At 66.0% G+C, this 19,828-nt stretch carries 19 protein-coding genes; 9 read left to right on the top strand and 10 right to left on the bottom strand.

The window, feature by feature from the left end:
- Genes A8G08_RS24095 through A8G08_RS24105 form a run of 3 tightly spaced genes read right to left on the bottom strand, consistent with a single transcriptional unit; the run spans window position 1 to window position 1,274 of the window.
- Window positions 1-444, bottom strand: coding sequence for an SRPBCC family protein (locus tag A8G08_RS24095; RefSeq protein WP_068279860.1), 444 nt, complete (start codon window positions 442-444; stop codon window positions 1-3).
- A gap of 21 nt (window positions 445-465) precedes the next feature.
- A complete protein-coding gene (locus A8G08_RS24100; protein ID WP_068279862.1) occupies window positions 466-828 on the bottom strand; it encodes an ArsR/SmtB family transcription factor in 363 nt (120 codons plus the stop codon).
- A complete protein-coding gene (locus A8G08_RS24105) occupies window positions 825-1,274 on the bottom strand; it encodes an SRPBCC domain-containing protein (RefSeq protein WP_068279865.1) in 450 nt (149 codons plus the stop codon). The genes A8G08_RS24100 and A8G08_RS24105 overlap by 4 nt, the downstream gene beginning before the upstream one ends.
- A gap of 150 nt (window positions 1,275-1,424) precedes the next feature.
- Here A8G08_RS24105 and A8G08_RS24110 point away from each other — a divergent pair, with 150 nt between their 5' ends.
- The gene (locus A8G08_RS24110) at window positions 1,425-2,042 is read left to right on the top strand and encodes a class I SAM-dependent methyltransferase (protein WP_157108767.1); all 618 of its coding nucleotides are present in this window, start codon (window positions 1,425-1,427) and stop codon (window positions 2,040-2,042) included.
- Window positions 2,043-2,142: 100 nt separating this feature from the next.
- Here A8G08_RS24110 and A8G08_RS24115 read toward each other — a convergent pair whose 3' ends face one another.
- Window positions 2,143-4,851: a cation-translocating P-type ATPase gene (locus A8G08_RS24115; RefSeq protein ID WP_068279867.1), complete on the bottom strand. Its 2,709-nt coding sequence runs from the start codon at window positions 4,849-4,851 to the stop codon at window positions 2,143-2,145.
- Between the two features lie 133 nt (window positions 4,852-4,984).
- On the opposite strand from A8G08_RS24115, the gene rraA reads away from it, so the two are divergent.
- Window positions 4,985-5,479 (top strand): ribonuclease E activity regulator RraA, encoded by a 495-nt coding sequence (rraA, locus tag A8G08_RS24120; RefSeq protein WP_068279870.1) that lies wholly within the window; start codon window positions 4,985-4,987, stop codon window positions 5,477-5,479.
- Window positions 5,480-5,606: 127 nt separating this feature from the next.
- Complete coding sequence (locus tag A8G08_RS24125; RefSeq protein WP_068279874.1) at window positions 5,607-6,836, top strand: hypothetical protein; 1,230 nt, start codon at window positions 5,607-5,609, stop codon at window positions 6,834-6,836.
- A 3-nt stretch (window positions 6,837-6,839) separates the two neighbouring features.
- On the opposite strand, the gene A8G08_RS24130 is transcribed toward A8G08_RS24125, so the two are convergent.
- Both A8G08_RS24130 and A8G08_RS24135 read right to left on the bottom strand, forming a co-directional pair.
- The gene (locus tag A8G08_RS24130; RefSeq protein ID WP_157108768.1) at window positions 6,840-7,667 is read right to left on the bottom strand and encodes a hypothetical protein; all 828 of its coding nucleotides are present in this window, start codon (window positions 7,665-7,667) and stop codon (window positions 6,840-6,842) included.
- 141 nt (window positions 7,668-7,808) lie between these two features.
- A complete protein-coding gene (locus tag A8G08_RS24135; RefSeq protein ID WP_068279881.1) occupies window positions 7,809-8,030 on the bottom strand; it encodes an RNA-binding S4 domain-containing protein in 222 nt (73 codons plus the stop codon).
- A gap of 85 nt (window positions 8,031-8,115) precedes the next feature.
- Here A8G08_RS24135 and lysX point away from each other — a divergent pair, with 85 nt between their 5' ends.
- Window positions 8,116-11,418 carry a bifunctional lysylphosphatidylglycerol synthetase/lysine--tRNA ligase LysX gene (gene lysX / locus A8G08_RS24140; RefSeq protein WP_084436823.1) on the top strand — a complete coding sequence of 1,101 codons (3,303 nt, stop codon included), beginning with the start codon at window positions 8,116-8,118 and terminating at the stop codon, window positions 11,416-11,418.
- Window positions 11,419-11,427: 9 nt separating this feature from the next.
- Here lysX and A8G08_RS24145 read toward each other — a convergent pair whose 3' ends face one another.
- Together A8G08_RS24145 and A8G08_RS24150 are read right to left on the bottom strand one after the other, a co-directional pair.
- A complete protein-coding gene (locus A8G08_RS24145) occupies window positions 11,428-12,105 on the bottom strand; it encodes a response regulator (protein WP_068279884.1) in 678 nt (225 codons plus the stop codon).
- Window positions 12,102-13,712 (bottom strand): sensor histidine kinase, encoded by a 1,611-nt coding sequence (locus A8G08_RS24150; RefSeq protein WP_068279886.1) that lies wholly within the window; start codon window positions 13,710-13,712, stop codon window positions 12,102-12,104. Before A8G08_RS24150 ends, A8G08_RS24145 begins: the two co-directional genes overlap by 4 nt.
- Window positions 13,713-13,805: 93 nt before the next feature.
- Between A8G08_RS24150 and A8G08_RS24155 the strand changes: the two genes are divergently transcribed.
- The 5 genes from A8G08_RS24155 to A8G08_RS24175 all read left to right on the top strand — a co-directional run bounded on the left by A8G08_RS24155 (window position 13,806) and on the right by A8G08_RS24175 (window position 18,119).
- Window positions 13,806-14,792 (top strand): Bug family tripartite tricarboxylate transporter substrate binding protein, encoded by a 987-nt coding sequence (locus tag A8G08_RS24155; protein WP_068279889.1) that lies wholly within the window; start codon window positions 13,806-13,808, stop codon window positions 14,790-14,792.
- Window positions 14,789-15,316, top strand: coding sequence for a tripartite tricarboxylate transporter TctB family protein (locus A8G08_RS24160; RefSeq protein ID WP_068279891.1), 528 nt, complete (start codon window positions 14,789-14,791; stop codon window positions 15,314-15,316). Before A8G08_RS24155 ends, A8G08_RS24160 begins: the two co-directional genes overlap by 4 nt.
- Window position 15,317: 1 nt before the next feature.
- Entirely contained in the window at window positions 15,318-16,850 is a 1,533-nt protein-coding gene (locus A8G08_RS24165) for a tripartite tricarboxylate transporter permease (protein ID WP_068279894.1), read from the top strand.
- Window positions 16,847-17,239, top strand: coding sequence for a universal stress protein (locus A8G08_RS24170; protein ID WP_068279897.1), 393 nt, complete (start codon window positions 16,847-16,849; stop codon window positions 17,237-17,239). The genes A8G08_RS24165 and A8G08_RS24170 overlap by 4 nt, the downstream gene beginning before the upstream one ends.
- Before the next feature lie 253 nt (window positions 17,240-17,492).
- Complete coding sequence (locus tag A8G08_RS24175; protein ID WP_068279951.1) at window positions 17,493-18,119, top strand: histidine phosphatase family protein; 627 nt, start codon at window positions 17,493-17,495, stop codon at window positions 18,117-18,119.
- Between the two features lie 105 nt (window positions 18,120-18,224).
- On the opposite strand, the gene A8G08_RS24180 is transcribed toward A8G08_RS24175, so the two are convergent.
- Both A8G08_RS24180 and A8G08_RS24185 read right to left on the bottom strand, forming a co-directional pair.
- Window positions 18,225-19,145 (bottom strand): cutinase family protein, encoded by a 921-nt coding sequence (locus A8G08_RS24180; RefSeq protein WP_068279902.1) that lies wholly within the window; start codon window positions 19,143-19,145, stop codon window positions 18,225-18,227.
- Between the two features lie 155 nt (window positions 19,146-19,300).
- Window positions 19,301-19,825, bottom strand: coding sequence for a hypothetical protein (locus A8G08_RS24185; RefSeq protein WP_068279905.1), 525 nt, complete (start codon window positions 19,823-19,825; stop codon window positions 19,301-19,303).
- Window positions 19,826-19,828: the final 3 nt, after the last annotated feature.

The raw sequence follows: 19,828 nt of genomic DNA on the forward strand, positions 1-19,828 counted from the left end.
TTACCGCCAGTTCCCGAGCACCAAGTCATTCGGATCAGGCGCGCCCTGACCTGATTCGAGCAGCGATTTCAGGCTCAGCAGGAACGCCGCCCACTTGGTGCTGCAGTGGTACATGAACTCCACCGGCTGCTCCCACCCCTGATGCTGGAAGAGCACGACGGTGAAATCGTCGGCTCGCGTGAGCTTCCAGTCGATCCGGGTGCCGATCCACTCCTCGGGCCCGTCGATGACTTCCCACAGCACGTGTTCGTTCGGCGCAAGCTCGAGCACTTTCATGTCGAATCCGCCTTCCATGAAGCGGAATTGGAGCTCGCCACCGAGGCTGTCACCGGAGCCGGTGGTGTTGCTCGCCCACCAGCGGGATAGTCCGTCGGCCGTGGTGAGCGCCGAATAGACTTCGGCCAAGGGAGCTTTGACGCCGATCCTGTGCAGAATGTCCACCATTTCGAATCTTCCTTCCCATGCCTACTTCTCTTGTTCGGTTTCTTCTTGTTGTTCCGTCGCGCGCGCGATGGTCTCCGCGATGCGCCTGATCCGGCGGAGCCGGGTATCCCAGGCAGTGCCGACCGAATTCAGTTGCGCGACAGCGCGTGCGAGCTGTTCGTCGTCCACGCGATACCTCCGCTCCCGGCCGACCGGCACGACGTGCACCAGTCCGACTCGGTCGAGGACTCCGAGATGCTTCGCAATCGCTTGCCGGGTCACCGGCAACTGCTCGCTCAGGCTCGTGGCAGTCCCACCGTCCGATGCGAGGAGCAGATCGAGCATCCGACGGCGGGTGGGATCGCCCACCGCGGACCAGAGATCGTCATCGACTTTCGTACTCACAGACTGCGCACCAGACCCGCCGCATATTCGCCGAGCTGCGGCACGTAGGTGTCCCAGCCAGAGATGTGGTCCTTGTAGTGGTGCGCCAATGTCGCCTCCTCCCAACCCATCTCCCGGAACCCCGACTCGGTGAGGCGAAGTTGGGTGCCCGTGCCGGACGGGCTGAGTTCGAAAGTGACCAGCAGCGAACGCTCGTCGTCGAGGTTCCCGTCGGGATGGCACCAGCGGAACGAGAACAGTCGGGGCGGGTCGGAATCCACCACCACCATCGGGACGACATCCACTCGCTCGCCCCACACCAGTTCACCGGTCCCGCCGGGTGTCGACTCGAATTCGGCCTCGTCAGCCCACCACTGCGAGACGTGCTCGGGCTTGCTGACCACCTCGAAGACAATTTCGGGGGGCGCCTCAACGTAAATCTCGCGCACGATGTTGCCGTATTCCATCCGGTTCACCTTCCGCTATATGCAACCTTTTGTTGCACTTCACGGTAGACCCATCAGCTGGTTCGCGCAACCATTGGTTGCATATTGCCGACCCGCTGCGCAGTGCGTCGGATCGCGCGCGTCCGGCAATCAACGACGATCATTGGCCGCATGGAAAGTGCGAGCGTCCAAAGCGTCGACACAGTCCGAGCGGCCTACTCGGCCAGGGCGCAGGAGTACATCGATCTCTTCGGCTCGATGACGTCGGTACATCCATCGGACCAGGCTTTGGTGAGCGCTTGGGCCGGTACGCTCACCGGACCAGTGCTCGACGCCGGGTGTGGTCCGGGACAGTGGTCGGGATTTCTGGCCGAACGTGGACTGGCAGTGCGCGGGATCGACAAGGTTCCCGACTTCATCGAGCGGGCGCGTGGAGAGCTTCCGGACATCGCCTTCGAACTCGGTGGCTTCGAGAAATTGGGCGTCGCGACGGGATCACTGGGTGGTGTGCTCGCCTGGTACTCGCTCATTCACTACAGCCCGCAGGAGATACGGGTCCCGCTCGCGGAGTTCGCGCGTGTGATCGGGTCGGGCGGAGGATTGTTGGTGGGCTTCTTCGATGGAGAGTCGATCGAGAGTTTCGATCATGCCGTCACCACTGCCTATCGATGGCCGGTGGCTGACCTCGACCAGGAGCTGGTCACGGCCGGCTTCGAGGTGGCCGAGACCCACAGGCGGACGGGGAGCGGCTACCGGCCACACGGCGCGATCATCGCGCGCAGGCTCTGAGCCCGCTAGGGCCGAAAGACATATCGCCGCGCACTCTTTCGAGTACCCGCGCATGCCCGGGCGTGCGCGGTCGCGGCGAAAGGTGCGCGGCGGGAGAGGTTTACGCGATCCGGTTGCGCACCAACTTACCCAGCTCGACCAGGAAGAACACGCCGATGGCGAGCACGATGGTGAAACCCCAGTCCGCTGCCGGCAGGGCTGCCGAGCCGAACCAGGTGTGCATGAACGGTGCGTAGACGAAGATCAGCTGCAGCACGATCATGGCGAGGCAGGTCCAGCCGACCATCGAATTTCCGCGGAAGACCTCCATCCGAACGCTCGACGAGTTCAGGAAGCGGCAGTTGAACAGGTAGGCCACCTGACCGAGCACCAGCATCGTCACCGCGGCGGTCTGCGCCTCCTCTATCGAGTGGTCACCGGAATCGGCGATGAAGTACACCGCGATCGTTGCGCCCGCGACCACGATCGAGACGTAGGCGATCATGGCCAGTTCGCCGGCACCCACCAGTGACGCCTTGCCCACGCGTGGCGGTCTCGTCATGATCCCCGGTTCGGCAGGCTCGAAGACAAGTGCGAGCGAAAGTGTCACTGCCGTAACCATATTCACCCACAGGATCTGCGTGGGCTCGAGCGGCAAGGTGAAGCCGAACAGCACCGCAAGCAGGATCACGAGCGACTGCGCGCCGTTGGTCGGCAGAAGGAACAACACCGACTTGCGGATGTTGTCGTAGATCCGGCGGCCCTCTTCCACCGCCCGTTCGATGGTGGCGAAATTGTCGTCGGCAAGAACGATTCCCGCGGCCTCCTTGGTGGCCTCGGTGCCCTTGATTCCCATTGCCACACCGATATCTGCACGCGTAAGCGCAGGAGCATCGTTCACGCCGTCGCCGGTCATCGCGACGACTTTGCCGTGCGCCTGGAGCGCGCTGACGATCCGGATCTTGTGCTCGGGACTCGTCCGGGCGTAGACATCGACGTCGTTGACTACTTCGCGCAGGCGGGTCTGACTCATTGCCTCGAGTTCGGCGCCGGTGAGGACCTCCGCACTGGCATCGGTGACGATGCCCATTTCCTTCGCGATGGCCCGTGCGGTGCCGGCGTGGTCACCGGTGATCATCTTGACCCGGATCCCCGCGCGGTGGCATTCCGCGATCGCGTCGACGGCCTCGGGCCGAGGCGGGTCCACAATGCCGACGATGCCGAGAAACGTGATCCCCTCCGCCACATCGTCGATATCGACCGTTTCCTTGCCGGGGTCCGCGGATTTGCACGCTGCAGCAAGTACACGCAGGCCCTGGGCGCTGAGCCGGTCCACCTGGTCCTCCCACCAGAGCCTGTCGCACTGCTCGATCGCACCGTTCGGGCCAAGCTGGGTGAAGCTTCGCTCCAGCAGTCGGTCCGGCGCACCCTTGAGCAGCAACACGCGCCGACCGTCCGGGGTGTCATTGAGGGTGACCATGAACTTGTTCACCGATTCGAACGGCACCACGGCGATCCGCTCGTAGGGGACATCATCGAGACCGGCCTTCATTCCCAGCACTCGCAAGGCGCCCTCGGTGGGTTCACCGACGAGCCGCCAGTCGTCGTCCTTGTGCATCAGCCGGGCGTCATTGCAGATCGCGAAGGCCTCGACCAGCGCTGCGAGTTCGGCATGCCCGTCGAGAGTGGCCGCGGCCCCCGCGAACTCGATCGAGCCGTCGGGTTGATAGCCGGTTCCGGTGATTTCGTAGTCCCCGGCCCTCGTGACAATGGTGCGGGCGGTCATTTCGTTCTGAGTCAACGTGCCGGTCTTATCGGAGCAAATCACGTTGACCGCGCCAAGTGCCTCTACCGCAGGCAACTTGCGAGTGATCGCGCGGCGCTTGGCCATCTGCTGGACGCCGAGCGCAAGCGTGATCGTCACGACGGCCGGTAGTCCCTCGGGGATCGCGGCGACTGCGAATCCGATTGCCGCCGAGATCAAATCGTCGACGGCGAAATCGTGGATCACCTTGCCGATCACGAGCATGACCGCCGCCATGCCCAGGATCAGCAGGGACAACTGCGTCCCGAACCGGTCCAGCTTGCGAGTCAGCGGGGTATCGAGTGATTCGACCTGCTCGATGAGCGTTTGGATACGGCCGAGTTCGGTGTGTTTGCCGGTGGCGGTGACGACGCCGATCCCAGTTCCGGTGGTGACGATCGTGCCGGAGTAAACCATCGAATGGCGGTCGCCGAGTCCGGCATCGGACTCGACGTGTGCGGTGTCCTTGTTGGTAGGCACCGACTCGCCGGTCAGTGCGGATTCCTCCACCTGGAGGTTGATCGCCTCGAGCAACCGCATGTCGGCTGGAATGCGGTCCCCTGAGCCGATGCGGACGATATCGCCCGGCACCAGCGTCTCCGCGTCGACAGAGATCCACTCGCCGTCCCGTCGCGCCTGAGCAGACAGCGACAGCATGTTGCGGATTCCGGCGAGCGCCTGCTCGGCCTTGCCCTCCTGGATATAGCCAACGATGGCGTTCACCAGCGCGACAGCGATGATCACCCAGAAATCGATCCAGTCTCCGAGGATCGCCTTCAGCACGCCCGCGCCGATCAGGATGTAGATCAAGATGTTGTCGAACTGGACGAGGAAGCGCCGCCAAGCCGGCTTCTTTTCGGGTTCGGCGAGCTTGTTGGGCCCGTGCTCGGCGAGCCGCGCCGTGGCATCGCCCGAGTTCAGCCCCTCTTTCGAGGTGGCCAGGGCGGCGAGTACCTCGACCCTGCTCCGCGCGTGCGCGGACCCTCCACTGTCGACTCGATCGGCTTCGATTCGAACTTCGGACATCCGCGCTCCCCTTCAGCTGACGTACCTGCCATGCGATGGATCGCTCTGCTTCCGATGCTTCCACGGGCGGCGGCCGCTTGCTCGGTGTTGACGTGCGCCCGATCACGCCGGGGCGGAAGCTACCGTTGAGTACGTGACTGACTCCGCGACGCCCACCGAGCCCATCGCCACCGCCGACCTCGCCGACGAGATCGGCCCGGACATCCGCAGCTGCGATACCCAGTTCCGTCAGTTCGGCGGGCGCGAGGCCTTCTCCGGCCGCGTCACCACCATCCGCTGCTTCCAGGACAACCTGCTGGTCAAGCAGACGCTCAGCGAGCCGGGCAACGGCGGCGTGCTGGTCGTGGACGGCGGCGCGAGCGTGCACACCGCGCTGGTCGGCGACATTATCGCGGGCCGCGGCGTCGACAACGGCTGGTCCGGCGTGATCGTGAACGGCGCGGTGCGGGACTCCGCGATCCTGCGCACGCTCGACATCGGCATCAAGGCGCTCGGTACCAACCCGCGCAAGAGCACCCAGACCGGGTCAGGTGAGAAGAACGTGCCGGTCGAGATCGGCGGCGTCACCTTCGTTCCCGGCGAGATGGCCTACAGCGACGCCGACGGCGTCGTGGCCCGTGCCGAGTAGTTCTCGACCGGAATTCGCGTAGTCGAGTACTCGCGAACCGGACACCGCTCGTCCGCACTCTGGACCCCGACAGTTTCCACGGTCGGCCGGCAGCCCGTCGGCCGACCGAAACGTAAAGGGGTCCATCATGTCTCGATTCAGCACGCGCTTCACCGATCCACCGAGCACGCTGGCGGAGCTGGCCGCCAACCCGCCTGATCGGGACGCGACCGGCTCCGCCGATCTCGACATCGAGTTCGCACTCGACCTGCCGACCACCGAAGCACAGGTGGCTCAGTCCTCGACGGCCGCGCTTTCCGTTGCCGCAGACGGCAGTACCGCCGAATCGTCGGCCACCGAACTGCGGATCAGCTATCGGCCCAGACGGCTCGGCGAGCGCACGATTCCGGCGTCGGTACTCGTCGAGATAGTCGAGTCACCGGATGCGGCGATCGCCGCCGAGGTGGAAGCACAGCTGCGCGAATCGCTGGGCGGCGATGTAAGCAAGGCGACGCCCGAACAGCTCGACGAGGCGGACGCGTTATTCGGCAAGCGGGTAGCGGCACTGCCGAAGATCAGCACGGATGCCGGTGTGCCGGAACATCTTCCGGTCCGTTCGACACCCGAGGCCGCACCGGCCGGGCTGCCCGCGGCGTACTACCCGCAGGTTTCGCACGCGGACGCCGGCGCTCGTCCGCAGCCGACCACCGTCTTCCTGCCTGAGAATCGGCAGGTGCTGTGGGACACCGCATATCCGTGGGGGTGCAACGGCCTGGATTCCACGCCACGCGGCAGCGCATCGGGCTGCATGGTCGGACCCCGGCACGTGCTGACCTGCTCGCACATCGTGGACTGGCGGGCCGACGGATCCGCGGGCTGGATGGATTTCGTGCCCGGATTCTTCGACCGGCTACCCGGACCGTTCGGCACCGGCCGCGCGATCAAGTACTACAGCTTCCGGAAGGTGATACCGCCGCTCGATACCGACGAGTTGCGGCACGACTACATCGTTGCCGTGCTCGACTGGCGCATCGGCGACCGAACCGGCTGGCTCGGCTCGCGGTCCTACACCGACGCGTGGGATGGCAACGCCTGGTGGACGCACGTCGGATATCCCGACGACTTCGGAGGCCGGCGTCCGACTTGGCAGGGCGGCATCTCATTCGACGGCGACAATGCCCAGCCGGACAGCAACGAGTCGATCTACCACTGGGGCGACGTCGCGGTTGGCCAGTCCGGTGGCTCGTTCTTCGCGTGGTGGGACGGGGTGCCGCACACCGTTGCGGTGCAGAGCGCGCACGATTCGGGGCGCAACTACGCGAGCGGCGGGTCGTTCATTCCGAACCTGATCAACCAGGCGCGCACCGAATTCCCGTGAGCGTCACGACACCTCGGTGATGCCCACCGTCGGGAAGAAGAAGCACGATGCCTCGCCGTTCTGAACGGTTCCGAACACAGCGGCGAGCACCGTGCCTTCCCCGGTCTGTACCGGCACTGCCCGCACGCCGCCGAGCGGCATCGTCGAGGTCAGGAACGATTTCACCGCCGAGGAGACGGCCGGGCGGGCGGCCTCGGGCAGGGTCGGCGGGATCGCCGCCTCGGCGGTCTCCGCAACCGTGCCCATCGGCGCGAAACCACCCTTGAGCGTGTCCATGTTGAACCAGGCCACCTGCATGCCGGTGGTCTTGTCGCCGTCGGACGCGAGGCCGTACGGCACGAACGCGAACAGCGTCTGGCCCGCCTGCACCGCATCGACCGGCCCGATCAGCGGCAGGGTGATTTTTGGCCATGGTCCGGGCACCGCTCCGGCAGCGGCAGGTGCCGCGTCGAGCGGGAGCCTCGAACCGCCGGCGCAGAACGGTGCGGCCGTCGGGTACAGGAATGTGTCGATGCCAAGCTTGGCCATCCCCTGCACCGCCGACTGGTAGCCGTTCATCAGATCGGACGCGGCGGCCGCCTCTGCGACGCCGACCTTGATGATCGCTTCGGCGGCGCTGAGACTATTCGCGTCTTCGACACGGTGACTATTCGGATCGCTCGCGTTGGACTCGAGCGTGTCGATCGCGATGGCGAGCGGGGACGGCGCCGGCCCGGGATCGGAGTTCGCAATACCGGGAACCACGAGGCCTACCCCGGTGGGAACTGCCAGGCCCATGCCGGTGAGGAACACGAGCCAGACCCTGGCGCGGAAGATTCGAGACGTGCGCATATGAGCTCCTGATCGCATCGCCACAGCCCCACCCCTGTGACTGGTGTTACTTGTGTGACTAGTGGTGCTTGTGTGATCAGTGTGGATACAAGCTCGTTGGTGAGCAAACGCTGACGCGCGCCGTTACCGAACCGGAACGCGTCAGCTCGCTACTACGCGCGCCAGGTGCCCCGCGAGCGAGACGACGTCTCCCGCGTGTAATTGCCGCCCTCGGCGGGTTTCCACCTCATCGTTCACGCGAACGATGCCCTCTGCGATCAGGCTCTTGCCCTCGGATCCGTGCTCGACCAGATTGGCGAGCTTGAGGAACTGGCCGAGCTTGATCGATTCGTCGCGTATCGGCACGTCGATAGGTTCTGACACCCCTCCATACTTCCCCGACCGCGCGACGCGCGGTAGCCGAGGTGGAAGCGCGGAAATAGTAGCCGCCAGCAGCTAGTTTCGACACGTGACCGCGACAGTGGATCCACAGGCGCCCGAAACGTCCACGTTGCCCCCGAGGCGGGTGATCGGACGCAAACACGGACGATTCAGCCAGGTCCCGCATATCGCCGGTCTGGTGCTCGGGATCTTCGCGGCGCTGTGTCTGGTGTGGAGCATCTCGCCGACAATTCGTTATCTCGTGCACGACGTGCGCCAGTACATCGACGACTACTACTTCGACGCGCCGGACACCAGCCTCGCCTGGGCTCTCGTGCTCGGCCTGCTCGCGGGCGCGCTGGCCTCGCGCAAACGGATTGCCTGGTGGCTACTCACGGTCTACCTGGTCCTGGTCGCCCTGGACAATCTCGCCAAGATCATCGAGGACGGAAACGTCCATGCCGCAATCGCACTCGGTGTGCATGTGGTGGTCATAGGCATCCTGATTGCGTCCTACGGCGAGTTCTACACGCGGGTGCGACGCGGAGCGGTGTGGAAGGCGCTCGGCGTGCTGATCGTCGGACTCGTTGTCGGCACACTCGTCGGCTGGGGCATCGTCGCGCTGTTCCCCGGTTCATTGCCCGAGGACCAAACCTTCTACTGGGCGCTCAACCGCGTCACGGGGCTCGTCTTCGTCGACAACGAGAACTTCGACGGGCGGCCGCACGGGTTCGTAAACACACTGCTCGGCCTGTTCGGCGCGCTCGCATTGCTGGCCGCAGTGGTCACGCTGTTCCGGTCGCAGCGCGCGAGCAACGCACTCACCGGCACTGACGAATCCGCCCTTCGCGGGCTGCTCAGTCGCTCCGATGTCGACGACTCGCTGGGCTACTTCGCCACCCGTCGCGACAAGGCGGTCGTGTTCGCCGAGTCCGGCAAGGCGGCGCTCACCTACCGCGTCGAGTTCGGCGTGTGCCTGGCCAGCGGTGACCCGATCGGCCAGCACGAGAACTGGCCGCACGCCATCGACGCCTGGCTCGATCTGGCCGAAAAGTACGGCTGGACACCAGCGGTGATGGGCGCGAGCGAACTCGGCGCCGCCGAGTACCACCGTGCCGGGCTGACCGTGATTCAGCTCGGCGACGAGGCGATCATCAACTGCAAGAACTACTCGCTGAGCGGCCCCGAGATGAAGGTGGTGCGCCAGGCGGTCAACCGTGTGCACAAACTCGGTGTCACCGTGCGGATCCGGCGGCACCGCGATATCCCCGAAGACGAGATGAAGCAGATCGTTCAGCACGCCGACGACTGGCGCGATACCGAAACCGAGCGCGGTTTCTCGATGGCGCTCGGCCGGCTCGGCGACTCAACCGACGGCGACTGCCTGCTTGTCGAGGCAGTTGATCCGGACGGCACAGTGCTGGGCATGCTGTCGCTCGTGCCGTGGGGGCGCAGCGGTGCATCGCTCGACCTGATGCGGCGAAACCCCAAGGCACCCAACGGCGTCATGGAAATGATGGTGTCCGAGCTGGCGCTGTCCAACGTGGTCGTCAAGATCTCGCTGAACTTCGCGGTGTTCCGCTCGGTGTTCGAGGAGGGCGGGCGCATCGGCGCCGGCCCGGTCCTGCGGATGTGGCGCGGTGTGCTGCTGTTCTTCTCGCGGTGGTGGCAGCTCGAGGCGCTCTACCGATCGAACGTGAAGTACCAGCCGGAGTGGGAGCCGCGCTACCTGTGCTTCGACGACAACCGGCAGATTCCGCGAGTCGGCATCGCTGCCGCGTTGGCGGAAGGCTTCATTCCACGACTGATGCACGACGACACGCACGTCCACACCGGCGTCCGGGCGGCGGTGCCGGCGACCATCGCGGGCCTGCACGCGGACGGCAGCGCGCCGGATTTCGTGGAGGCCGAAGCCGAACTCCCGACAGGCCCGCGCCGGCCCGAGCAGGTGCGGGTCCGGATGGCCAAGCTCGACGGCATCGAGGCGGCCGGCATTGACCCGTACCCGGTCGCCTACCCGCCAACCCATGCCGTCGCCGAAGCCCTTGAGTTACCCAGCGGGACCATGGTTCGCCTCGCGGGCCGGTTGCTCCGGATCCGCGACTACGGCGGCGTCACGTTCGCCCTGCTGCGCGACTGGTCCGGTGACATCCAGCTGCTGATCGAGCGCTCCCGCGCCGGCGAGGTGGCCTGCGATGAGTTCGGCGCGCACTACGACCTCGGCGACCTGATCGAGGTGAGCGGCAAGCTCGGCCGCAGCCGCCGCGGCGAGTTCTCGCTGCTCGCCCAGGACTGGCGGATGATCGGCAAGTGCCTGCACCCGCTGCCGGACAAGTACAAGGGCCTATCCGACCCGGAGACGCGGGTTCGGCAGCGCTACGTCGACCTCGCAATCAACCCGCATTCGCGTGAGCTGCTCGTCATGCGCAGCGCAGTGGTGACCTCGCTACGCGACTCCTTCAAGGCCCGCGGCTATCTCGAGGTGGAGACGCCGATCCTGCAGCAGGTGCACGGTGGTGCGAATGCGGCACCGTTCCGCACCCATATCAACGCCTACGACCTCGACCTCTACCTGCGTATCGCGCCCGAGCTGTACCTGAAGCGGCTGTGCGTGGCGGGTATGGAGAGGGTGTTCGAGATCGGCCGCGTATTCCGCAACGAGGGCGTGGACTTCAAGCACAACCCCGAGTTCACGATCCTCGAGGCATACGAGGCGCACAGCGACTACGAGAAAATGATGGTGCTGTGCCGCGAGCTGATTCAGGCTGCCGCGCTGGCCGCGCACGGACGGGAGATCATCCTGCGGCCCGGGCCCGACGGCGAGATGGTGGAAGTGGATATCTCCGGCGAGTGGCCGGTCAAGACGATGCACGGCGCGGTCGCGGAGGCGCTCGGCGTGGATGTCTCCCCGGAGACCTCGCTCGACGAGCTGCGCCGGCTGTGCGACGAGAACGAGATCCCTTACCAGCCGGACTGGGAGTCCGGTGCTGTCGCACAGGAGATGTACGAGCACCTCGTGGAGGACCAGACCGAGTTCCCTACCTTCTATACCAACTTCCCCACCTCGATGTCCCCGCTGACCCGGCCGCATCCGACCATCGCGGGTGTCGCCGCCAAGTGGGATCTGGTGGCCTGGGGTATCGAACTCGGTACCGCCTACAGCGAGCTGACCGACCCGGTCGATCAGCGGCAACGCCTCACCGAGCAGTCCATGCTCGCGGCAGGCGGCGACGAGGAAGCGATGGAACTCGACGAGGACTTCCTGCAAGCCCTCGAGCATGCGATGCCGCCGACGGGCGGTCTCGGCATGGGCGTGGACCGCGTGGTCATGCTCATTACCGGCGGCAGCATCCGCGAGACGCTGGCCTTCCCGCTCGCCAAGCCGAAGTAGGCGCGCAGGCTACGAACGCCGATACCGACGCTCCGGCCGCCCTGCCCTGCCGTACTGCAGGCGAATCTCGAGGTCGCCCTGTTCGAGGTAATACTCGAGGTAGCGGCGTGCGCTCACTCGCGACATGCCTGCCAGCTCCGCACATTCCGTCGCAGAGAGCTCTCCGGCTTTGCCCACCGCGGCGAGCACCACTGTGCCGGTTTCGGCGCTCAGCCCCTTGGGCAGCGGTGCTTTGGCCACCGCCCGAGCCGATCCGAATAGCGTGTCAACCAGAGATTGGTCGGCACTACCGGTTTCGAGCGCGCTCAGCCGGGCGGCAAAGGCGGCCAGCTTCTCTTGCAGCGCAGCGATTTCGAATGGCTTGATGAGATAGTCCGCCGCCCCCCCGTGCAGCGCGGCACTGATCGTGTCGAGTTCGCGCGCGGCGGTAATCATGATGACGCCCACCGGGTTTCCTTCGGCGCGCAGCCTTCTGAGTATCTCCACGCCGGTCAGGTCGGGTAGGTACACGTCGAGCAGAACGAGATCAGGTGCGTGTTCGGCGATCCCGGCGAGCGCGTCGGCGCCGCTGTTCGCCACTCCGACTGTCCGGAAGCCGGGTGTCTTGTCCACAACGCGGCGATGAATCTCGGCGACCATGAAATCGTCGTCGACCACGAGCACGCCGAATACCCGACCCTGCGTCATCGCTGCACCCCCGCCTCAACATGTGGCATTCGCACCGTGAAAACTGCTCCACGCGAGCCGGATTCGAGGTTGCCCACAGCTACCGAACCGCCGTGCTGAGCACTCACCAACCGAACCAGCGCCAGCCCGATCCCCCGCCCGCCGGGCGCGTCCGGCTTGGACGTGACACCGCGGGCAAAGATCGTCTCGCGCAACTCTTCGGGAACACCCGGCCCGGAATCGGTTACCTCGACGAGCAATTCGCCATCGTCGCGCACCCGCACGGTCACCGTCGCATTGGCGCTGCCTTCGGAAACGTCGACGGCGTTGTCGATCAGATTGCCCAGGATGGTGATCACGTCCGTTGACATCGCGGGGTCGAGGGCCGCGAGACGGGAATCGTCGGCGAGGTTAAGTGCCACACCCGATTCGGCGGCCAGCGACGTCTTCGCGATGAGCAATGCCGCGACGGCAGGATCGGCGATGCGCCGCGTGACCGCGTCGCTGATCTCGGCTCGCCGCCGGGTGAGCGTGCCGACGAAATCGGTCACTGCGTCGAACTCGCCGAGTTGGGTGAGCCCGGAAATGGTGTGCAGCTGGTTGGCGAACTCGTGCGTCTGCGCACGCAGGGTGTCGGTGACGCTCTTGTGCGACGTGAGCTGGCTCTGCATCGAGGCCAGTTCGGTGGAATCGCGCATCGTCGTCACGATGCCGACGCGGCGGCCACGGCTGGATGCGGGCCGGCGGTTCAGCGCGAGCACCCGGTCGCCGGTGGACAACACCACGTCGTGCTCGCTGGCGTCGGAACCGAGGAACTGCCGCACTGCGGGATCCAGATCCACGTCCTCGAGGTGGCGGCCGACGGCGCTCGCCGGCAGCCCGAGTAGTTCCTGTGCGCTGTCGTTGAGCAAAGTGATCCTGCCCGAATTGTCGATGCCCACGACGCCTTCCCGGATGCTGTGCAGCAGCGCCTCGCGGTGGTCGGCGAGATTCGCGATCTCGGCAACCTCGAGTCCGCGGGTGTCTCGTTCGAGACGGCGCGCCAGCAGGAAAGAACCCGCGAGTCCCAGCGCGGCCCCGATGCCGAGGTAGAGCAACAGCTGCGCGCCGCCCGCGGTCAGCAGTTGCCAGAGCGACGGATACGCCTCGCTCACCGTCACAATCGCGAGCACATTGCCGTCGATGTCGAGCACGGGCACATGCCCCGCGATCGAGTGATCGCCGGAAACGTCGAGGTCGCCGGACCAGGCACGTCCGGCGGTCACGTCGCTGGCACCGAGTTCCGCCGGGCCGTGCTCACGCGCCGGATCCGATGACACGAGGACCACGCCCCCGGGCGCGACGATCTCGGCCAGGTCCGCTCCGGACAGGTCCACCGCGCGGTCCACCTCCGGCGCGAGGACCTGCGCGACAGCGGGATTGTCGTACTGATCGCGGACTACCGGCGTCGACGCGAGATTCTCCGCGACCGACAGCATCCGCTGCGCACGCAGATCGCCGAACTCGTTGCTGGACAGGTGGACCGACACGGCACCGATAGCGACCAGCACGACCGCGAGCAGGACGACCTGCAGCAGGAGGAAACGCCCCGCCACACTGCGTCCGCTACCGAGCAGTCGTGACCACAAAGAACTCTACTTCCGTTGGTTTCGTATCAGTGACCTGTGTCACTCCCTATTCCAGTATTGCCTCAGACCACATCTGCGAGGAAAGAGGAAGTCATGTCGAGACACCCGCGCGGCATCTGGCTCACCGCGCTGGTCGCGGCGGCCACGGTGCTGGTCAGCGCATGCGGAGTGACCCGCGGTGACGACGACACCGGCCTGCACCGAGTGCGGATGATGGTGCCCAACAGTCCTGGCGGCGGCTACGACCTCACCGCACGGACAGGCGTGAAGATCATGGAAGACCGGGACATCACCGGCCGCGTCGAAGTGTTCAACGTGATCGGCGCCGGCGGCACCGTCGCGATGGCCCGGCTGATGAACGAGCGCGGCAACGACGACCTCATGATGATGATGGGCCTGGGCGTTGTCGGCTCGGGTTACACCAACGGTTCGTCGGCGCGCGTAACCGACGCGACGCCGCTGGCGAAGATCGTCGAGGAACAGGAAGGCATCCTCGTTCCCGCCGACTCGCCGTTCCAGACGGTCGGCGACCTGGTGGCGGCATGGAAGGCCGACCCGTCGTCGGTCACCATCGGCGGTGGATCCTCACCCGGCGGCCCCGATCACCTGTTCCCGATGCAGACCGCTCAGGCCGTAGGCATCGACCCGAAGACCGTCAACTTCATCTCCTACGACGGTGGCGGCGACCTGCTCACCGCACTGCTCGGCAAGAAGATCGACGCCGGCACCTCCGGTCTCGGCGAGTACATCGACCAGATCGAGGCCGGTCAGATTCGCGTCCTCGCGGTATCCGGCGCCGAGCGCGCACCCGGTATCGATGCGCCGACGCTGACCGAGGCCGGTGTGCCGCTCGAATTCACCAACTGGCGTGGAGTCCTCGCTCCGCCAGGTATTTCGGACGAGGCACGGGCTGCGATGGTCGCCGCGCTCACCGAATTACACGGCACCGAGGAATGGAAGGAGGCTCTGGTGCGCAACGGCTGGACCGACGCATTCGTCACCGGGCCCGAATTCGAGCAGTTCCTCGTGGACCAGGACCAGCGGGTCGGATCGACCCTCAGCGAATTGGGGCTGGCATGACCTCACAACTCGAAACACCCGGCGTGGAACCCGAGCACAAGCGAACCGACAAAGCGCAGTTCGTCGTGTGCGCCGTGCTCGCCATCGTCGGCACTTTCCTCATCGTCGACGCCGCGCAACTCACCAACTCGTTCGCGAAAGTGGATCCGGTTGGGCCTCGGTTCTTTCCGTTTGTGATCGGGGCCGGACTGCTGATCTGTGCAATCGTTTTCGCGATCGCGATCATGCGCGGCTCGGTCGGTGCGGCAGAAGAGGGCGAGGACATCGACCTGTCCGAGCCTAGCGACTGGCGAACCGTCGGTCTGCTGGTGGCGATCTTCGTTGCGACGATCCTGCTGATCAACCCACTCGGCTGGGCAATCACCGGCACGTTCCTATTCGCCGCGGCGGCAACCGTTCTCGGCAACAAGCACTGGGTGCGCAATATCGCGATCGGCGCGGTGATGGCGTTCGGCAGCTTCTACATCTTCTACGTCGGGCTCGGAATCCCCCTGCCCGCAGGCATTCTCGACGGGATCTTGTGAAATGGACAATCTGACGTGGCTGCTCGAGGGGTTCAGCCAGGCCGCGACGCCGACTAACCTGCTGTACGCCTGCCTCGGGGTGTTGCTCGGCACGGCCGTCGGCGTACTGCCCGGCATCGGACCGGCGATGACGGTGGCGCTGCTGCTGCCGGTCACCTACAACGTCAGCCCGAGTGCAGCGTTCATCATGTTCGCGGGCATCTACTACGGCGGCATGTATGGCGGCTCGACCACTTCGATTCTGCTCAATACTCCAGGTGAGTCGTCGTCGGTGATCACGGCAATCGAGGGCAACAGGATGGCCAAAGCCGGCAGAGCCGCACAGGCTTTGGCGACGGCCGCGATCGGGTCCTTCGTCGCCGGATCGATCGGGACCATGCTGCTGGTGCTGTTCGCGCCGATGGTGTCGAGCTTCGCGGTGACGCTGGGCGCGCCGTCGTATTTGGCGATCATGCTTCTCGCGCTGGTCGCGGTGACCGCGATTCTCGGCTCATCGAAACTGCGCGGCGTCATCTCGCTGCTGCTCGGCCTGGCGATCGGTCTGGTCGGTATCGACTTCCTCACCGGTCAGCCGCGGGCGACCTTCGGGCTGCCCCAGCTCTCGGACGGAATCGACATCGTCGTGGTGGCGGTCGCGGTGTTCGCGCTCGGCGAGGCGCTGTGGGTAGCCGCTCATCTGCGGCGGCGCCCGGCCGAGGTCATCCCGGTGGGCCGGCCGTGGATGGGCAAGCAGGACTGGAAGCGCTCGTGGAAGCCGTGGCTGCGCGGCACCGCCTACGGCTTCCCGTTCGGCGCACTGCCCGCCGGCGGTGCCGAGCTGCCGACTTTCCTGTCCTACATCACCGAGAAGAGGCTCTCGAAGCACAAGGACGAGTTCGGCAAGGGAGCCATCGAGGGTGTCGCCGGCCCCGAGGCGGCGAACAACGCCTCTGCGGCGGGCACGCTGGTGCCGATGCTCTCGCTGGGCCTGCCGACCAATGCGACCGCCGCGGTGATGCTGACCGCGTTCGTCTCCTACGGCATCCAGCCCGGGCCGACGCTGTTCGAGAAGGAGCCGCTGCTGATCTGGACGCTCATCGCGTCGCTTTTCATCGGCAACTTCCTGTTGCTGGTCCTGAACCTGCCGCTGGCCCCGCTGTGGGCGAAGCTGCTGCGCACGCCGCGTCCGTACCTGTACGCCGGCATCCTGTTCTTCGCCACGCTCGGCGCATTCGCGGTGAACCTCCAGCCGCTGGACCTGGCGCTACTGCTGGTGTTCGGTCTGCTCGGCCTGATGATGCGCCGCTTCGGATTGCCCGTGCTACCGCTCATCATCGGGGTCATCCTCGGGCCACGCATCGAGCGGCAGCTGCGCCAAACTCTGCAGCTCGGCGGTGGCGACTGGAGCAACCTGTTCAGCGAGCCAGTCGCGGTGGTCGTGTACGTGCTGATCGTGGCGCTCCTCGCGCTGCCGGCGATCGTCCAGCTGATCCGGCACCGGCGGCCGGATCCGACCGTCCAGGAAATGATCGAACGGGAGCGTGAGAACGCATGACCATCGTCATCGGGTTCAGTGCCGACCAGTACGGGTCCGCTGCGCTGGACCACGGTCTTGCGGAGGCCAAGGTGCGCGGCGCGGCGGTGCGGGTGATCAACTCCTCGAAGGGTGACTCCTGGACCGACCCGAAGTTCGCGTCGGCGGACGGCGTAGTCCGGCTCGAGGAGGCGCTGGCAGCAAGCGGCGTGCCCCACGAAATCCACCAGGAGGTCGGCGACGACGCGGGGGACACGCTGCTCGACGCGATGGCCGCAGAGGATGCCGAACTGCTCGTCATCGGTATCCGGCACCGCACGCCAGTGGGCAAATTGCTGCTCGGGAGTACCGCACAGCGGCTGCTGCTGAACTGCCCGAAGCCTGTGCTGGCCGTGAAGCCGGCGGAGTAGGCGACACAGCGGCGCAACCGATCGCGCCGCTGTTTCGTCTCGCCGGTTCCGTGGACCTCGAGTCCACGCTCCTCTCGATCTTCATGTTCTTCTGGGACAGCCTTTACGTGGGGATGCCCAACGACGGCGGGGGGTTAGGGGCAGAACCCAGTCCAAATTTGTCCTCGGTCCTGTTCCCTTAACGCGAGACGGTCCTTCTCGAACAGGGTTCCCGCTCGCGAAGCCGAATTAGGCCCCCACCTATCGTGGGTTGGTGCAACTGCTACTGATCCGCCACGGCCTGCCCACCGCCCACGGGAGAACCTCCGAGACGGCAGCGGACCCGGCGCTGGACGACCTCGGCCGGCAGCAGTCCGACCGAGTACCGGCCGCGATCGAGCGATTCGGTGTCTCGCGGCTGTTCAGCAGCCCGCAGTTACGCGCCCAGCAGACCGCCGAGCCCAGCGCCGCGCGGTTCGGCCACGAGGTCGGGATCATCGACGGCATCGCCGAGTACGACCGCGAGCTGCCGTTCTACATTCCGGTCGAGGACGCCAAAGTGCAGGGTGGCTTCGAGCGGCTGATGCAGGGTGAGCTGCCCGAGCAGATCGACGAGGCCGCGTTCAAGGGGCGGGTCATCGCCGGCATCGACTCGATCGTCGACACGTGCGAGCACACCGAGACCGTTGCCGTCTTCGCGCACGGCGGCGTGATCAATTGCTACCTGCAGCACATCCTCGGGAACCAGCGCAGTCTCGGATTCCAGATCGACTACTGCTCGATGACCCGCATCCTGGTGTCCCGCTCGGGCCGCCGCGCGGTCGCCTCGGTGAACGAGACCGCGCACGTGTGGGACCTCCTACCGCGCAATATCGACCGGGCCGCTGCAAAGCCCCGCTAGCGCCCGCCAAACGGGTGCAAATTGTGTTCGATTGGTCGAAATTTTGGCCCCGGGAACAAGGTTTGCACCCGGGAAGCCCTGCTCCGGCCGCTTTCAGGTCCGGGCTCAGCTCAGATCGATCAGCCAGTTGTGCAGCCACTGGGTCGCCGATGTGCCGTTGCGCTCGACGGCGAAGTTCCGGTAGTCGGAGTGCACGCCCGACCGGTAGAAGTTGCGTAGCTGCTGCTCGCGCTGCTGATTGCTCTGGTCGTTGAACTGCTGCTGCAGCAGGCCGATGCCCCCGCCCGCCAGGAGGTCACCCGCAATCACGCCGGCCTCCTGGGCGTAGCGCCACACGTTCGCCGGGCTTGGGTCGGACAGCTGCGCCAGGAAACCCGCGATGCGGAAGAAGTAGTCGTCGCTTGCGGTCGAGCAGTACAGGTCGCCGGGCGCGCAGAAGGTGCGGGTCTGCGGGCTCACCAACCCGAACCCTCCGATGCGCGGACCCCCGGCACCGGCACCGCCGACGGGTGGGCCGACGAGCGCGTCCGTCGGCGAGCGGCGAGGATCCGAGAGCAGTCCAACCGCGGCGACCCGGTTCGGCGGCACGACACCAATGCCAGTGCCGATCTCCGCGGCGAGATCACCGGCGGCGTCCGCGCCCTGGCTGAAGCCGAGCAGCGCGATTCGCGTACCCGGGCAGGCGCCGCCCATCGCGGCCACCATGCCGCGCGCCCGGGATACGGCCTCGCCCTTCGAGCGTGAGTAGATATCGCCTTCCCACGGGAAGGCGGTCGCGGCATAGACGACGTAATCGGTGCGGACATTGCGCGGCAGGCCATTGGTGACTGCGGCGAGCATGCCCGGGACGGGCCGCTTATCAGGGTTGTCGGAGGTCTCCCACGTGCCCGGGATCGCCACGACGTACAGGCTCGGGCAGCCGGGTTGTGCTGCAGCAGAACCGGATCCGGTGGTCACACCGGCGACGACGGTCGCCGCGAAACAAGTAGCCGCTGCGAACAGGGAAAGCATTCGACGTGCGCGCATGAACCTCGGCCTTCGACAAATCTCGGGATGCCACCTCGGCATCTCACCGGCCCGGGGTCGACGTCACGCTTTTGTGTCATTTCGGACTCGGCAATCAGAAATTACTCCGGCTCGGCGAAGGTCGCTAGCCAGCCACGGCGTGTCTCACGTCCCAGTTACCCGAATGCTCCGCCACGGCCACCCGACAGTCGCGCGAGGTACTCGGAGATGCGGTCGTCGGTCCAGCCGTGGGCCTCGGCAAGCCCCTCCGCAATGGTGCGCAGATACGCCGATGCGGGCCGGGTCGGCGCAACCTCGGCACTGCCGTGTGCGCTGGTGAACGTGTACATCGGCGCCTTGTCGAGCACACCGACCTCGAGCAGTCGGTCGTACACCGGCGGCTCCTGATCCCGGATGTCCTCGAACTGCTCGCGCGTAACGAGGTACGCGCGCGCCGGTGTCGGGCCATCGACGAGCGGGTCGTAGTAGGCGCGCCCACCACCCCATGTCTTGGATTCGCCGGCGAAGAAGATCGTGCCCGGCAACATGACCGCGAGGGTGCGCAGCGGCGCGGAACCATCGCGAGCACCGGCGTGAACGATGCGGCCGCCCGGCGGGCAGCCACCTTCCAGGTAGCAGGCCAGGCGGGCGGCCGACATGTTCGAGCCGTATGCGACGTACCAAACCCGCGACACGCTCATACG

Origin of the sequence: Aldersonia kunmingensis (assembly GCF_001646865.1) — a bacterium.
GTDB lineage: Bacteria > Actinomycetota > Actinomycetes > Mycobacteriales > Mycobacteriaceae > Aldersonia > Aldersonia kunmingensis.